Raw genomic sequence first — 14,805 nt, forward strand, 5'->3', positions numbered from 1 at the left:
TTATATACCACTAACCCCGCTTTTTCAATAGAGATGCACGTGATTTTAGGGAATATCTTGTAATATTGGGCTTACGAGCGGCTTTAGCAAGGGCATGGCTATCTTGACCGCGCCAGGCGTGATTGCTATAGTGACGCACCGCAAGCGCTGGTCGCTGTGCTTCGGGCTGGCGCTCGCACCTGCAATGGCGAATACAGAATGCCGAAGGCAAAGGCAAAGGAGCAGCTATGAGCGAGCATGAGCTAACCCACCTCGACGCGGCCGGCCGCGCGCGCATGGTGGATGTGGGCGAGAAAGACAGCACCCGGCGCGAGGCAGTGGCGCGTGGCGCCGTGCTGATGCAGCCGGCCACGCTGGAGCTGATTGTGGCCGGTGGAATGCCCAAGGGCGATGTGCTGGCGGTGGCGCGGGTAGCCGGCATCATGGCCGCCAAGCGCACGCCCGACTTGATCCCGCTGTGCCACCCGCTGATGCTTACGCACGTAGCGCTGGAGCTGACGCCCAAGGCTGCGGCCGGTGCCGACGGCGCGGCCGTGCTGATCGAGGCCACCGTGCGTACCACCGGCAAAACCGGTGTCGAGATGGAGGCGCTGACGGCGGTGAGCGCGGCCGCGCTGACGATCTACGATATGTGCAAAGCCGTCGATCGCCAGATGCGTATCAGCGATATTCGCCTGGCCCAGAAACGTGGGGGGAAAAGTGGGGAATGGATCCTTGAATCGTGATCCAATATTGACAAGAACAAATGTTCTGATATACTATACGCAGAGCTTGCCGACGATGAACAGAAGGACAATGCGCCATGGTTCAGCGAATCAGCGCACTCGCTCCGGCGCCTGCGGGGCTGCTTGGCCGTGTGCTATCCGGTCTCGGCGCACTCTGGCGGCGCGCCGAACCGGTCGACGTGGTCGATCAGCGGTTCAACTTTTTGCCGCACCGGTTTCGCTGGCGCGGCGACCTGCGGCGTGTGCGCGTGGTCGCGCGTGTGTGGGAGCGCTCGGGCCGGCGCTATTTTGAGGTAATCTGCGGCCCGGAGCAGTGCTTTGTGCTGTTTCAGGATGTCCGGCTAGGGACGTGGCATGTGAGCGTATAGGAGGGCAGGTATGTATCTCGGGTGGTTCGACGACAATCCTAAAAAATCGGCGTCGATCAAGATCGAAGAGGCGATCCACGCCTACACCGATCGTTTCAAGACGCGCCCAAACGTCGTGCTGGTCAACGAGGCCGATCGTGCCGAGATCAGCGGTGTGCTTGTGCGCAGCGAGGGCTACATTCGGCGCAATAATTTCTGGGTTGGCTGGGAAGATGCGAAGCGTGTGTAGCCGCGCACCAGCGGTGCGGCCACATAACCTACCAGGCTATCGGTGCTAATCACGGGGGCGGCGCAGCCCTCGTGATTTTTTATGCCCGCGATTTGACCACCCCCTGTGCCTCGGGTACAATCCGGCGATTGCTCCGTCGGCTTGCCTCGATACGACCATGTACGCCATGAACCAGCCCGATCACACGCCTGCGCGCCTTGCCCTGGCCCCCGTGCTGCGGCTGTGGCGCCAGCACAGCCAGGCCGTTGTCGGCGTGCTGCTGTTTGCATTGGCGCTGGCGCTGCGGCTCTACCGCCTGGGCGCGCAGAGCCTGTGGCTCGACGAGGGCGGCACCTGGGCTGAGGTGACTGGCAAGGGCTGGGCGGCGCTGCTGGCCGACCTGTTCAGCCCGAATGCGGCCTACCCGCTGTACCACCTGCTGCTCAAGGGCTGGGTGGCGCTCGCCGGCGACTCGGAGTGGGCGCTGCGCTTTCCCTCGGCGCTTGCCGGCGCCGCCGCAGTGGCGGCGAGCTATCTCGCGGCGCTCGAGCTGGGAGCGATGCAGGGCCGGCCGCGTGGCTCGCGGCTCCTGGCCCTTGGCGCTACGCCGGCGCCGCTGCTGCTCGCCACCGCGCCGTTCGCGCTGTGGCAAGCCCAGGATGCCAAGGTGTACAGCTTGCTCCTGCTGTGCGCGGCGCTGCTCGGCTGGGCGCTGCTGCGGGCGCTGCGCAGCGCCGCCGCGCGCGACTGGCTGGTGCTGCTTGTGGTGGCGCTGGCGAGCATCTTCGTGCACCGCCTGGCGCTGCTGGCGATCTGCGCGGCGATGCTCGCACTGGTGCTGGCCTGGCCGTTTCCGCGCGATCGGCTGGGCGGGCGCTGGATGCTGCTGGCCGGCGCGCTGCTGGGCGCGGCGGCGGCGGTGTTCGGCACTGTGCGCGCCGTCGGCGTCGAAAGCCGTGGCGGCAGCGGGCACATACCCGCCGGGCCGCTCGCCGGCTTGTGGCTGTCGTTCGCCCATTTCGCGCTCGACCGCGGCGATATCGGCGGCTGGCTTGGCCTGCCACTGCTGGCGTGGGCGCTGCCCGCGCTGGCGCTGACGCTGGTGGGCCTGGTGCTGCTGGCGCGCGACTCCTGGCGCGGCGACCGCGCGGCGATTGCGATCACCTGCCTATTCGCCGCGCCACTGCTGCTGTTTGCCGCTGCCCTGAGCCTGGTGCGCCTGTTCGAGTCGCGCTATGTCACGGTCGCGTTCCCCGCCTGGGCTATGCTGCTGGCCTACCCGCTAGGCTACGCCGCCCGGCGCGCGCCGGGCCGGGCTGCTGCGGTCGCGGCGCTGCGGCCACGGCTGCCATTGCTGCTGCCAGGCAGCGCCTACGCCGCCGTGCTGCTGGTGAATGCGGCGGTGCTGCTGCAGCCCGAGCACGGCCTGTTCTCGGGCGCGCCGGTGAAAGAGCAGTGGCGCGACGGCATTGCGGCAATTGCCGCGCGCGCTCACCCCGACGATCTGCTGATCCTGCACCCATACTACGTCGAGCCGCTGTGGCGCTACTATGCGCCCCGCGTCACGCCCGACCCGCTGCCCCAGCCGGTGCGGTTTAACGTGTTGGGCCAGGGCGACTGCATGCGCCAGCGCGTGCCGGTCGAGTGCTACCGCCGCGAGTACGAGAAAGATTTCGACGCCGCGGCGCGCGGCCACACGCGCATGCTGATGCTGATTGCGCCCGAGCATGCCCGCACGATCGACCCGCCTAAGACGCTGGCCGAACTGCGCGCCGCGTGGGAGCAGCTGCCCGCCGAACAGCGCCAGCGCGTCGACCCGCCCAGCCGGCCCGATAAGTACGGCGTGCTGGGCCTGCGCTTCCAGTATGCCAGCAACCAGCGCACCTGGCCGTGCGGCGGCGATGTATTTGTCGGCGTCGAGGTGATGTGCGCCAGCTTCCCCTCGCGCTATCAGCAGAAAGGCGCGGCGGCCATCCCGCAGCCGGCCGTGCCGCTGGATGCGGTGTTTGGCGGCGAGATCGGCCTACGTGGCTACAGCATCACCCCGCTTGGCGGCAGGCTACGCCCCGGTGGGCGCCTGCCGATCACGCTGTTCTGGGCCGCCGCCACCCCGCCCACGCGCGACTACACCATGTTTCTGCACCTGTGCCGCGACTGCGATGCCCCTCCGCTCGCGCAGGACGATCGCCGGCCGCTCGACGGCTACTACCCCGCCGGGCAAACCAGCACCTGGCACGTGGGCGATCCGCTGCACGACGAGCGATCGATTGCGCTACCAGCCGCCCTGCCGCCTGGGCGCTACACCCTGCTGCTGGGCGTGTACCCGGCGGGCAACCCGGCCGAAGAAGCCCGGCTGCCGGTGCGCAGCGCCGGCCAGGTGATCGGCGGTACGCGCCTGGTGCTCGGCCAAGTCGATGTTGGCGAGTAGCCTGAAACAAACCACCCGCATCGGGAGTATAATGGTCGCAGGCTCGCCAACAGGAGGTTCTAGTGCTAGCACGTAGTTTGCCTAACTTGCTCGGAATCTTTCGGATCGTCACGACGCCGCTGCTCGTGTGGCTGATCCTGCTGAATACCGCTGCGGGCTACTATAGCGCCGTGGTGCTGCTGCTGGTGATGGCGATCAGCGATATTGCCGATGGCCCGCTGGCCCGGCGTATGGGTGTGGTTTCGCCGTTGGGCGTGTTTCTCGACACGATCTCCGATAAAATCTTCGTCGCGGGCGCGCTCATCCCCATGGTCGAAGCCGGCCTGATTTCGGGCTGGATCGCGCTGCTGATCATCGTGCGCGACTTTGCCGTGTCGGGGCTGCGCTCGTTCGCCGCAGCCGAGGGCGAGGTGATCTCGGCGCGCCAGTATGGCAAGCAAAAGCTGGTGATTACGGTGACGGCGCTGGTATGGTGCCTGCTGGCCGCTGCGTTCAACGGCCCCGATGCTGTGGCCTTTCGCGCCGCCCCCGCATATGCTGGCCTGGCTGCGGTGATCTCGTGGCTATTCAGCCTGTGGCCGGTGCCGATGTTCCTGACGATCGTCTGGACGGCATTCTCAGGCGCCGAGTACTTCTGGAAAGCCTGGCCGCTGCTCAGCGGCAAGCTGGCCCCCGAGGCCCGCCCACCCGCGCCGGTGGCCCCGCCGCGCAAGCCCGCCTCCAAGTAGCGCGCCGCCGCGTCGCGGCGGTTTTGCGTTACAATACTCCCATCCACTGTATGCCTGGTTGAACAAGGAGCACGTCATGGCCGACGCGATCGCCCCTTCGATTTCTGCGCCCATCGATCGGCCGCGCATGAGCACCTGGCAGCAGGCCGCGTTGAGCCTGTACTGGTTCGCCACCAACGCGCACTGGACGGCTATTCTGATCACGCTGCTGCCGCTCCAGGCCGAGCTGATCGGCGGCGCCGAGTTCAAGGGCACCACGCTCGGCCAGATCTTGTCGATTGGCGCCTTTGCCTCGATGATCGTGGCGCCGCTGTTCGGCGCGTGGAGCGACCGCGTGCGCACGCGCTGGGGCCGCCGCAGGCCGTTTCTGGTGGCCGGCACGCTCGGCAATGTGCTGGGCCTGGTGGCGCTGGCGCTTATTCCCAGCGCGCCGTCGGCGCTGGTGCCGTATATTCTGGCGTTTATCTGGATCGAGCTGCTGAACAACCTGGCTACCGCGCCGTACTCGGGTATGATCCCCGATCTGGTGCCGCCCGCGCAGCGCGGCTCAGCCAGCGGCTGGATGGGCCTGATGCTGATGCTCGGCAACTTCCTTGGCGGTATCACTGGGCTGGTGCTGCCGCTGATCGGCGGAATCACCGGGGCGTATGCCATTATCGCCGCGATCATGCTGATCGGCATGCTCGGCACCGTGCTCACAGTGCACGAGCCCGAGCCGCCCAGCGTGCCGCCGTTTCGCTGGGGCGCGTTTCTGCGCGGCCTGGTCGAGCCGTTCCGATCGCGCGATTTTAGCTGGGTGTTCTGGACGCGCTTTCTTATAACGTTGGGCACGTTTACCGTGCAGTCGTTTCTCCTGTTCTATATGAAGGATGTGATCGCCGGCGGCGCGGCGCAGTTCAACTACACCTTTTTCGGCGTGAAGCTGGCCGGCGACGCGGCCGGGGCCACGTCGTTCTTTGTGCTGCCGCTGCTGCTTGGCGCGATCCTCAGCTCGCTGGTGGCTGGCGTGCTCTCCGACCGCTACGGCCGCAAGCGCATCGTCTACCTGAGCGGCGGCCTGCAGGCGGCGGTGGTGCTGGTGTTTCTGTTCGCCAGCGGCTTCGAGCTGGCGGTGCTGATGGGCTTTGTGTTTGGCCTAGGCTACGGCGCCTACCAGGCCGTCGACTGGGCGCTGGCCAGCGATGTGCTGCCGAGCGAAGATGATTACGCCAAGGACATGGGCGTCTGGCACGTGTCGTTTACGCTGCCGCAAGTGCTGGCCGTGCCGATCGGCGGCGTGCTGCTCGACACGTTTCAGCGCGTCGGGCATGGCGCCGGCTGGGCGAACCTTGGCTACACCGTGCTATTCGCGCTCGCGTTTGTGTACTTCGTGCTTGGCACCGTGCTGGTGCATCAGGTGAGGGGCGCCAGGTAGCGCCTGCCAGGCCGTTTGAATAAGCTGAGGTAGCTATGAGCCGAATTTCCGAAACCTTCGCGCGCCTCAAGGCCGAGGGCCGCGCCGCGCTGATGCCATACCTGATGGTCGGCTTTCCCGAGCGCGACACAGCGCTCGACCTGGCGCCCGCGCTCGAGGCTGCCGGCGCCGACCTGTTCGAGCTGGGTGTGCCATTCTCCGACCCGCTGGCCGATGGCGCGACCATCCAGCGTGCCGCCGAGCGCGCGCTGGCCAATGGCGTGCGCCTAGGCACCTGCATCGAAACGGTCGCCGAGCTGCGCCGCCGTGGCGTGCGTGCGCCGCTGGTGATGATGGGCTACTTCAACCCGTTCCTGCGCTATGGCCTGCCCAGGCTGGTGGCCGACGCCGCCGCTGCCGGCGCCGATGGCCTGATCATCCCCGACCTGCCGCCCGAAGAGGCTGGCGAGTGCCAGGCGCTGTGCCGCGCTGCCGGCCTCGACCTGATCTTCTTCGTGGCGCCCACCACCCCCGACGAGCGCCTCGCCACTATCGCCGGCATGGCCAGCGGCTTCATCTACTGCGTGTCGCTCACCGGCGTCACCGGCGCGCGCCGCGAGCTGTGGCCGGGCTTGCCCGATTTCCTGGCGCGGGTGCGCCGCCACACCGATCTGCCTTTGGTAGTCGGCTTTGGCATTAGCAGTGCCGCGCATGTGCGCCAGGTGGGCGCCTACGCCGACGGCGCGATCGTCGCAAGCGCGCTGATCAACCAGATCGAAGGCGCGCCGCCCGATGGCCAGGTTGGTGCGGCCGAAGCTTTCGTGCGCGGCCTGAGGCTGTAACCTGCCCGTCCAGGGCGCTGTGCTATAATGTGCCGCAGTTGCCAGCCGTAATCGGGCGGCGCGTGCGTGCCGCTTGCGGCGCTCGAGTCCAGGAGCACGCTATGCAAGCCAGGGCGTATGTGCTGATCGAAGCCGAGGCCGGCCAGGTTGCTCAGGTGATCGCCGCGCTCGCGAGCCTGCCAGGGGTAACGCACGTCGATGCGGTGACTGGCCCCTACGACGTGATCGTCACGATCGAAACCGCCGAGTCGCGCGATGTCGGCCGCCTGGTGATGAACGACTTCCACGCTGTCGCAGGTATCAAGCGCACCGTAACATGCCTTGCTATCTAACAATAAAGAGCGAATGAGAAAGGACGAACCGCCCGGCATTCGTCCTTTCTCATTCGTGCTTATTCCGACGTACGCAGTTGCATTATCCGGCATCTCAATGAAGCACGTTTGCCTGCGGCAGCATGGCACTCCGATGCTCCGCCGCAGGCTGAGCGCGCCAACTGCGTAAGCCACGCTATCGGCTGCTGAAAGAAAGGGAAACCGATGGGCAAGGGCCTTGAAGGCATCGTCGCGGCCGCGACGGCGATTAGCTACATCGACGGCATCAACGGCCGTTTGTTCTATCGTGGCATTGATATCAACGACCTGGCGCAGCACTCGACATTTGAAGAAACCACGGCGCTGCTGTGGTATGGCAAGCTGCCCACGGCCGGCCAGTTCGAGAGCTTTCAGCGCAAGTTTCTCGAGAACCGCCAGATCCCCAACGAGATCCTCGCCCTGCTTATGTCGCTGCCCAAGAAGACCGCGCCCATGGAAGTGCTGCGCACCGCCGTGTCGGCGCTTTCTTCCTACGACCCCGACGACCTCGATAATTCGCTCGAGGCGAATGTGCACAAATCCACGCGCCTGACGGCCTCGATGCCGACGATCGTGGCGGCGTGGGATCGCATTCGCAAGGGCCAGTGGCCGATTCTGCCGCACAACACGCTTGGGCACGCCGCCAACTTCCTGTATATGCTCACCGGCAAGGAGCCCGACGCGAAATCGGCCCAGGTGCTCGATACCTGCCTGATCTTGCACGCCGATCACGGCCTGAACGCCTCGACGTTCTCGGCGCGCATCACCGCCTCGACGCTCTCGGATCTGCACTCGGCGATTACCTCGGCGCTTGGCACGCTCAAAGGCCCGCTGCACGGCGGCGCCAACGAGCAGGTGATGCACATGCTGCGCGAGATCGGCCAGGTCGACCGCGTCGACCAGTACATTCGCGGGGCCGTGAACGCCAAAAAGAAGATCATGGGCTTTGGCCACCGCGTCTACAAGGCCGACGACCCGCGCGCCGCGTGGCTGCAGCGGCTTTCGCGCGAGCTGGCCGAGTCGTCGGGCAATCGCAAGTGGTACGATATGTCCGAGCGCATCCGCGTGCTGGTGCAGGAATCCAAGCCGCTGCCGGTAAATGTCGATTTCTACTCGGCCTCGGTGTACTATACGCTGGGCATACCGATCGACCTGTTCACCCCGATCTTCGCGATCAGCCGCGTTGCCGGCTGGACGGCGCACGTCTACGAGCAGTATAGCGACAACCGCCTGATCCGGCCGGAATCCGAGTATATTGGCCCAATGGACGTGCAATACACGCCAATGGCCGAGCGCCGCTAGCGCGGTGTGCGCTCGGGCGCTCTGCGGCAGCCTGATCTTGCCGGGCCGCCGACTAGCCAGCGCGGCCGGCCAATACCAATACGATACAAGGAGGTATCATTATGAATTTTGCGCCAACCGACGATCACGAGCTTTTGCGCCAGGCCGTGCGCGACTTCGCCGAGAAAGAGGCCAAGCCGAGCGCTGCGGCGCGCGATGAGGCGATGGAATGGCCAACCGAGCTGGTGAAAAAAATGGGCCAGCTCGGCTTTCTGGGCGTGGCGATCGGCGAAGAGTACGGCGGCGCGGCGCTCGACTACATCTCGTACGCGATTGTGGTCGAAGAGCTTTCGCGCGTCGACGCCTCGCTCGGCGTGATTGCCTCGGTGAACAACTCGCTGGTATGCTATGGCCTCGAAAAGTTTGGCACCGAGGAGCAGAAGCGCGAGCTGCTGGCGCCACTGGCGGCTGGCCGCGCCCTCGGCGCGTTCTCGCTCTCCGAGCCGGGCGCCGGCTCGGACGCGGCCGCCCAGAAGACCAGCGCGGTGCGTGATGGCGACGAGTATGTGATCAACGGGATCAAAAACTGGGTGACCAACGGCGACCACGCCGACACGATTATTCTCATGGCCATGACCGACCCGTCGCAGGGCGTACGCGGCATCAGCGCGTTCCTTGTCGACACCCACGCCCCCGGCTGCAGCGTTGTAAAAGTTGAGCATAAGCTCGGCATTCGCAGCGCACACTCGTGCCAGATGGCCTACGATAACTATCGCGTGCCGGCCTGGCGGCGGCTTGGCGCCGAGGGCCAGGGCTTCAAGATCGCCATGACGATCCTGAACGCCGGCCGCATCGGTATCGCGGCGCAGGCGGTCGGCATCGCGCAGGGCGCCTACGAGGCCGCGCTCGAATATGCCAAGCTTCGCGAGCAGTTCGGCAAGCCGATCATCGAGTTCGAGGGCGTGGGCTTCACTCTTGCCGATATGGCCACGCGCATCAAGGCTGCGCGGCTGCTGACGTACGAGGCTGCCTGGCGTAAAGATAACCACCTCGATTATGTGGCGGCTGCTTCGATGGCCAAGCTGTACGCCTCGGAAACCGCGATGTGGACGGCTACCAAAGCGGTGCAGGTGCACGGCTCGAATGGCTACTCAAAGGAGTATCCGGTCGAGCGCTTCTTCCGCGATGCCAAGATTACCGAGATCTACGAGGGCACCAGCGAGATCCAGCGCCTGGTGATCTCGCGCGAGATCGCAAGGTAGCACAGGGCTACGGCGCGCGAAAGCAGATACCGCCGTGGCTTGAAGCCACGGCGGTATCTGCTTTCGCGCGCTTGTCCGATGGCGTATGATACCAAATTCGCTTGATTACTTACACTTTGGTGGGGGTTTGAGGGCGGCGAAGTCGCCTCACCCATCTTTTTGTATTGCGCTGCGTGGCAAAGCCACGCAGCGCAATACAATCTATACGTGATCAAGCGAAGAGCGTATTAGCGGATCGATAGGCAAATTGGTGGGCACAGCGCCGGCAGCAGCGGCGGGGCGGGTAGCACCGGCGTGTCGGTCGGCGGTTCCGGCGTGTCGGTCGGCGGCACCGGCGTGTCGGTCGGCGGTTCAGGCGTGTCGGTCGGCGGCACCGGTGTGTTCGTCGGTGGCACCGGCGTGTCGGTCGGCGGCACCGGTGTGTTCGTCGGTGGCACTGGTGTGCTCGTCGGTGGCACTGGTGTGCTCGTCGGTGGCACCGGTGTGCGCGTCGGCGGCACCGGTGTGCTCGTCGGTGTCACTGGCGTGCGCGTCGCAGTCGGCGTGCGTGTCGCAGTCGGCGTGCGCGTAACCGACGGCGTGAATGTCGGCGGCACTGGCGTGCTGCTTGCTGGTATGCTGGTGGATGATGGCGCTACGGCCGTGCTGCTAGGCACCTGCGTCGTCTGCGGGCGCGTGGTGGGGCTCGGCTGGGCTGTGCCGCGGCCCGGCAGCACCGGCGTGCTGGTAGCCGGCGGGCTGGTCGGGGTGGCGCGACGCAGGATCCCCGTCGAGCCGGTGTCGGTTGGCTGGCCTGGCGATGCGCTGGTGCCGCTGGTGCTGGTAGGCTGCGAGCCGCCGCCGGCAGCCGGGCTTGCGCTGCCGGGCTGGGCGGTGCTGCCGCTTGGCACAGTTGGTGTTGCGCTGGCGATGACTGGCGGCCGGATGAGCGTCGGCTCAACCTCGAGCTGCGCCGAGTTGCCGAATGGCCCGGCCTCAGCCGCGATATACGCGGTAGCGGTCGGCTCGGCGGCCTGGGCGGTAGGGTCGTCGAATAGCGTGTTGGCCAGGCCAGAGCGCTCGCTCTCGGCGCCAAGAAACGCCGGGTCGAGCAGGCCGCCACTCGAGCTTCCTGAGCCACCGCCCAGCAGCGGCACGTAGCCGCCCGAGGCCAGGATGGCAATATTAGGTGTGATCAGGTCGGTGAAGCCGATGGTTACAAGTATGACGACAAGACACACAGCGATTGTTATTGCGACTCGTTGCCTTCGTTCCACTGTTGATCCTCTCTACGAGGCAGAAAGTAAAAATGTAAGCTCGACAAATGCCTCATTTGTGTTACTCGTAAGGCTCGTGCGGGTGATGTGCCCCCAGACATCCCGCGCTGAAGGCGGCCGCGTACGTTCTGTTAATGATCCAGAGTAGCGTACCCAGATGCGCAAACTGTGATTGTTACGATAATGCAAAGTTATCAATTTTGTTATGCGCGGCAGATGGTATGGCTTTGTAATAGCCTTTAGCCAATTGGCGTACGATGAATCTTTGTTCACAGTTTGTACGCGAGCCAATGCGGCTGGTAGGCCGTAGCGCCGGGCTGCTGCTCGCCGGGCTGCTGCTCGTTGGCAGCTGCGTGTCGATCGGCATGCTCTCGTGGTCGGCCTCGCCGGCCCAGCGCCGCGCTGAGGCGCAGCAGCGCTGGGTCGCGCGCGCGTTTGCCAGCTATCGTATCGCCATTCGGATTGAGTATGGCGGTAATTCATGCGCGCAGGAGCTCGAGACCGACGGCGAGCGGCTGCGGCGCATCGTGGCGAATAGCTGCAGGGTTTCGTGGATCGGGGTGACGACAGTGGCGCGGTTGTTCGAGATCAGCGAGCTGCTGGATCGGCCAACGCCGTGCTACAGCTCGCTGCAATCGTGCTCGTGCTATCGGGTGGTGCAGGGCAGCGTCGCCTACGATCCGCAGCTGGGCTACCCAACAAGCATTGTCTACCGCCGGCAGGTGCAGCCAAATGTAACCGATTTTGAATATTGGCGGCGGCTGCTGAGTACGCGCCGGCTACCAACCTGCGGGCCGAACAACTACGACGTGACGATCAACGTGGTTGCACTCCGCCCGATAACGTAGCTGGTACTATAGCATGTTTCGCAGAAATGCGCCGGTATGCGACTCGGCCACTTTGGCAAGCTGCTCGGGCGTGCCTGCGGCCACAACCCGCCCGCCTGCGTCGCCGCCCTCCGGCCCCATATCCACGATCCAGTCGGCGCTTTTGACCACATCCAGGTTGTGCTCGATCACCAGCACGGTGTTGCCGGCGTCGACGAGCCGCTGCAGTACGTGCAGCAGCCGCTCGATATCGGCGAAATGCAGGCCGGTGGTCGGCTCGTCGAGGATGTAGAGCGTGCGCCCGGTGGCGCGGCGCGCCAGCTCGGTAGCCAGCTTGATACGCTGCGCCTCGCCCCCCGAAAGCGTTGTCGCCGATTGCCCGAGCCGCACGTACCCCAGCCCGACGTCCATCAGCGTCTGCAGCTTCTCGCGCAGGGCCGGCACGCGCTCGAAAAATGCCAGCGCCTCTTCGACGGTCATGTCCAGGATCTCCGCAATATTCTTGCCACGGTAGCGGATGTCGAGCGTCTCGCGGTTATAGCGCGCCCCGCCGCATACTTCGCACGGCACGAAGATATCGGGCAGGAACTGCATCTCGATCTGCATCAGCCCCTCGCCATTGCAGTGCTCGCAGCGCCCGCCTTTGACATTGAACGAGAAGCGGCTGGCGTCGTAGCCGCGCGCGCGCGCCTCGGGCACCTGTGCAAACAGCTGGCGGATCGGGTCGAATGCCTTGGTGTAGGTGGCCGGGTTCGAGCGCGGCGTGCGGCCGATCGGCGATTGGTCGATGTCGATGACTTTGTCGAGGTGCTCGATGCCGTAGATGCTGTCGTGCGCCCCGGCGCGCGCGCGGGTGGTGTAGAGCGCCTGGGCCAGGCGCGGGTACAGCGTGTCGGTCACGAGAGTCGATTTGCCCGATCCGCTCACGCCGGTGACGCAGATCAGCGTGCCAAGCGGCAGGGCTACGTCGATATTCTTGAGGTTATGCTCGCGCGCGCCTTTGACGACCAGGCTTTTGCCGTTGCCGGCGCGCCGCCGCCGCGGCACCGGGATGCGTCGCCGCCCGCTCAGAAACTGGCCGGTCAGCGAGCGCGGCTCGGCCACGATCGCCGCGAGCGGCCCGCTGGCGATCAGCTCGCCGCCGTGCTCGCCCGCGCCTGGCCCGATGTCGATGATCCAATCGGCCGCGCGGATGGTGTCTTCGTCGTGCTCGACGATCAGCACGGTGTTGCCCAGGTCGCGCAGGCGCTGGATGGTCGCCAGCAGGCGGTGATGGTCGCGCGGGTGCAGCCCAATGCTCGGCTCGTCGAGGATGTACAGCACGCCCATCAGCCCCGAGCCGATCTGCGTCGCCAGCCGGATGCGCTGCGACTCGCCGCCCGAGAGCGTGGCGGCGGTGCGGTCGAGCGTCAGGTAGCCAAGGCCCACATCGGCCAGAAAGGCCAGCCGGGCGCGCACTTCCTTCAGGATCGGCGTGGCGATCATGCGCTCGCGCGATGTCAGCTCGGCCACCGGCGAAGGACCAAGGGCCAAAGATGAGGCATCGCCCCCTGACGACGCGCTTTGGTCGTTGGTCGTTGGTCGTTGGTCTTTGAGCAGGGTCTCACTCCAGACAAGCGTTTGCTCCACCGGCAGCGCCGCCACCTGGGCGATATTCTGGCTGCCGATCGTCACGCCGAGCACTTCGGGGCGCAGCCGCGCGCCGTTGCAGGTGGTGCAGGTACGCGGCGTCATATACTGGTCGATCTCGGCGCGCTCGGCCTCGTCGGTCGCCTCCTCGAGCCTGCGGCGCAGGCTGGGGATCACGCCCTCGAACGGGCCGTTGACGACGCGCTCTTCGCCGCGCATGTGGTAGCGCAGCGGCATAATATCGCCGTTCGAGCCGTACAAGATCGTGGCGATCGCGTCGGGCGGCAGCTCGCGCACCGGCGCCTGCATCGAGAAGCGCATATGCTCGGCCAGCGACTCAAGCACGTCGTCGAAGTAGCGGCGCTGCGCCCGGCTCATGCGGCTCCAGGGCACGATTGCGCCCTCGGCCAGCGTCAGCGCGCGGTCGGGTAGCACCAAGTCGGGGTCGATCTCGCGGATCACGCCGAGGCCGCCGCAGGTTGGGCAGGCGCCGTTTGGGTTGTTGAACGAGAAGTCGCGCGGCTCGAGGTTGCCCAGGCTGATCGGCCCGTGCACCGGGCAGGCGTACTGCTGCGAAAAGGTCAGGTCGCGCGCCGCGCCCTCGCCGACGATCTGCGCCACCAGCATGCCATTGCCCAGCTTGAGCGCCGTCTCAACCGAGTCCGACACGCGGATGCGGTCGGGGTGGTTGGTAGCCGGCGCAGGGCGCAGGGCCGATGGCGAACTGCTTGCCGCCTGGGCTTTGCTCTTTCGCCCTTCGTCGTCGGCGGCTGGATGGCGGATCACCAGCCGGTCGACCACGACCTCGATCGTATGCGGCTTGTATTTTTCGAGCTTGATCTCCTCGTCGAGGTCGCGCACCGCGCCGTCGATCCGCGCCCGCACAAAGCCGCTCTTGCGCGCGTCGTCGAGCACTTTCTGGTGCTCGCCTTTTTTGTCGCGCGTCACCGGCGCCAGCAGCAGCAGGCGGGTGGCGTCGGGCAGCGCCAGAATTGCGTCGACCATCTGCTGCGTGGTCTGGCGCTCAAGCGGGCGGCCGTCGATCGGGCAGTGCGGGTGGCCGATCCGCGCGAACAGCAGCCGCAGGTAGTCGTAGATCTCGGTGACAGTGCCGACGGTCGAGCGCGGGTTGCGGGTGTTGCCTTTCTGGTCGATCGCAATCGCCGGCGAAAGCCCGTCGATCGCGTCGACGTCGGGCTTGTTCAGCTGGCCCAGAAACTGGCGGGCATACACCGAGAGCGACTCAACATAACGTCGCTGGCCTTCAGCGAAGATCGTGTCGAACGCGAGCGTCGATTTGCCCGAGCCGGAGAGCCCGGTGATCACCACGAGCTGGTCGCGCGGGATGGTGACATCGATGTTCTTGAGGTTGTGCTCGCGTGCGCCGCGCACAACGATCTGGTCGCCGGGCATGAATGTTGCGCTCTTTCATCTGTATGCTGTCACAAACTCGTATCGTAGCATAGGTTGGGCATGCCGACAAATGCGCCGTCGCGTGCATCGGCCCA

The 14,805-nt window shown here is 65.8% G+C and carries 13 protein-coding genes; 11 read left to right on the forward strand and 2 right to left on the reverse strand.

Translation table 11 applies throughout. From position 1 onward, the window contains the following. Window positions 1-227: 227 nt before the first annotated feature. From moaC to U0177_RS13725, 10 genes are all read left to right on the forward strand, one after another. Entirely contained in the window at window positions 228-725 is a 498-nt protein-coding gene (moaC, locus tag U0177_RS13680) for a cyclic pyranopterin monophosphate synthase MoaC (protein ID WP_409571194.1), read from the forward strand. A gap of 77 nt (window positions 726-802) precedes the next feature. Further along, window positions 803-1,093 carry a hypothetical protein gene (locus U0177_RS13685; protein WP_409571195.1) on the forward strand — a complete coding sequence of 97 codons (291 nt, stop codon included), beginning with the start codon at window positions 803-805 and terminating at the stop codon, window positions 1,091-1,093. 10 nt (window positions 1,094-1,103) lie between these two features. Next, on the forward strand, window positions 1,104-1,322 hold the full coding sequence (locus tag U0177_RS13690; protein ID WP_409571196.1) for a hypothetical protein: 219 nt from the start codon (window positions 1,104-1,106) through the stop codon (window positions 1,320-1,322). 166 nt (window positions 1,323-1,488) lie between these two features. After that, a complete protein-coding gene (locus tag U0177_RS13695; RefSeq protein ID WP_409571197.1) occupies window positions 1,489-3,729 on the forward strand; it encodes a protein O-mannosyl-transferase family in 2,241 nt (746 codons plus the stop codon). Between the two features lie 62 nt (window positions 3,730-3,791). Continuing rightward, a complete protein-coding gene (locus U0177_RS13700; RefSeq protein WP_409571198.1) occupies window positions 3,792-4,457 on the forward strand; it encodes a CDP-alcohol phosphatidyltransferase family protein in 666 nt (221 codons plus the stop codon). 76 nt (window positions 4,458-4,533) lie between these two features. After that, entirely contained in the window at window positions 4,534-5,871 is a 1,338-nt protein-coding gene (locus U0177_RS13705) for an MFS transporter (protein ID WP_409571199.1), read from the forward strand. A 35-nt stretch (window positions 5,872-5,906) separates the two neighbouring features. Further along, window positions 5,907-6,692 carry a tryptophan synthase subunit alpha gene (gene trpA / locus U0177_RS13710; RefSeq protein WP_409571200.1) on the forward strand — a complete coding sequence of 262 codons (786 nt, stop codon included), beginning with the start codon at window positions 5,907-5,909 and terminating at the stop codon, window positions 6,690-6,692. Window positions 6,693-6,793: 101 nt separating this feature from the next. After that, window positions 6,794-7,024, forward strand: a complete 231-nt coding sequence (locus U0177_RS13715; RefSeq protein ID WP_409571201.1) for an Lrp/AsnC family transcriptional regulator — start codon at window positions 6,794-6,796, stop codon at window positions 7,022-7,024. Between the two features lie 204 nt (window positions 7,025-7,228). Beyond that, the gene (locus tag U0177_RS13720; protein WP_409571202.1) at window positions 7,229-8,344 is read left to right on the forward strand and encodes a citrate/2-methylcitrate synthase; all 1,116 of its coding nucleotides are present in this window, start codon (window positions 7,229-7,231) and stop codon (window positions 8,342-8,344) included. Between the two features lie 101 nt (window positions 8,345-8,445). Beyond that, on the forward strand, window positions 8,446-9,585 hold the full coding sequence (locus U0177_RS13725; protein ID WP_409571203.1) for an acyl-CoA dehydrogenase: 1,140 nt from the start codon (window positions 8,446-8,448) through the stop codon (window positions 9,583-9,585). 227 nt (window positions 9,586-9,812) lie between these two features. Here U0177_RS13725 and U0177_RS13730 read toward each other — a convergent pair whose 3' ends face one another. Then, a complete protein-coding gene (locus U0177_RS13730; protein WP_409571204.1) occupies window positions 9,813-10,805 on the reverse strand; it encodes a hypothetical protein in 993 nt (330 codons plus the stop codon). Window positions 10,806-11,098: 293 nt separating this feature from the next. Here U0177_RS13730 and U0177_RS13735 point away from each other — a divergent pair, with 293 nt between their 5' ends. After that, window positions 11,099-11,689 (forward strand): hypothetical protein, encoded by a 591-nt coding sequence (locus U0177_RS13735; protein ID WP_409571205.1) that lies wholly within the window; start codon window positions 11,099-11,101, stop codon window positions 11,687-11,689. A gap of 6 nt (window positions 11,690-11,695) precedes the next feature. Here U0177_RS13735 and uvrA read toward each other — a convergent pair whose 3' ends face one another. Next, window positions 11,696-14,710, reverse strand: coding sequence for an excinuclease ABC subunit UvrA (uvrA, locus tag U0177_RS13740; protein WP_409571206.1), 3,015 nt, complete (start codon window positions 14,708-14,710; stop codon window positions 11,696-11,698). Window positions 14,711-14,805 lie beyond the last annotated feature (95 nt).

This window comes from Kouleothrix sp. (assembly GCF_046328425.1).
In the GTDB taxonomy this organism is placed as follows: Bacteria; Chloroflexota; Chloroflexia; order Chloroflexales; family Roseiflexaceae; genus Kouleothrix.

Bases quoted from the DNA above. Each gene is read 5' to 3' on its own strand.
- moaC (WP_409571194.1), top strand. From the start codon at position 228: ATGAGCGAGCATGAGCTAACCCACCTCGACGCGGCCGGCCGCGCGCGC.
- U0177_RS13685 (WP_409571195.1), top strand. From the start codon at position 803: ATGGTTCAGCGAATCAGCGCACTCGCTCCGGCGCCTGCGGGGCTGCTT.
- U0177_RS13690 (WP_409571196.1), top strand. From the start codon at position 1,104: ATGTATCTCGGGTGGTTCGACGACAATCCTAAAAAATCGGCGTCGATC.
- U0177_RS13695 (WP_409571197.1), top strand. From the start codon at position 1,489: ATGAACCAGCCCGATCACACGCCTGCGCGCCTTGCCCTGGCCCCCGTG.
- U0177_RS13705 (WP_409571199.1), top strand. From the start codon at position 4,534: ATGGCCGACGCGATCGCCCCTTCGATTTCTGCGCCCATCGATCGGCCG.
- trpA (WP_409571200.1), top strand. From the start codon at position 5,907: ATGAGCCGAATTTCCGAAACCTTCGCGCGCCTCAAGGCCGAGGGCCGC.
- U0177_RS13715 (WP_409571201.1), top strand. From the start codon at position 6,794: ATGCAAGCCAGGGCGTATGTGCTGATCGAAGCCGAGGCCGGCCAGGTT.
- U0177_RS13720 (WP_409571202.1), top strand. From the start codon at position 7,229: ATGGGCAAGGGCCTTGAAGGCATCGTCGCGGCCGCGACGGCGATTAGC.
- U0177_RS13725 (WP_409571203.1), top strand. From the start codon at position 8,446: ATGAATTTTGCGCCAACCGACGATCACGAGCTTTTGCGCCAGGCCGTG.
- U0177_RS13735 (WP_409571205.1), top strand. From the start codon at position 11,099: ATGAATCTTTGTTCACAGTTTGTACGCGAGCCAATGCGGCTGGTAGGC.
- uvrA (WP_409571206.1), bottom strand. From the start codon at position 14,710: ATGCCCGGCGACCAGATCGTTGTGCGCGGCGCACGCGAGCACAACCTC.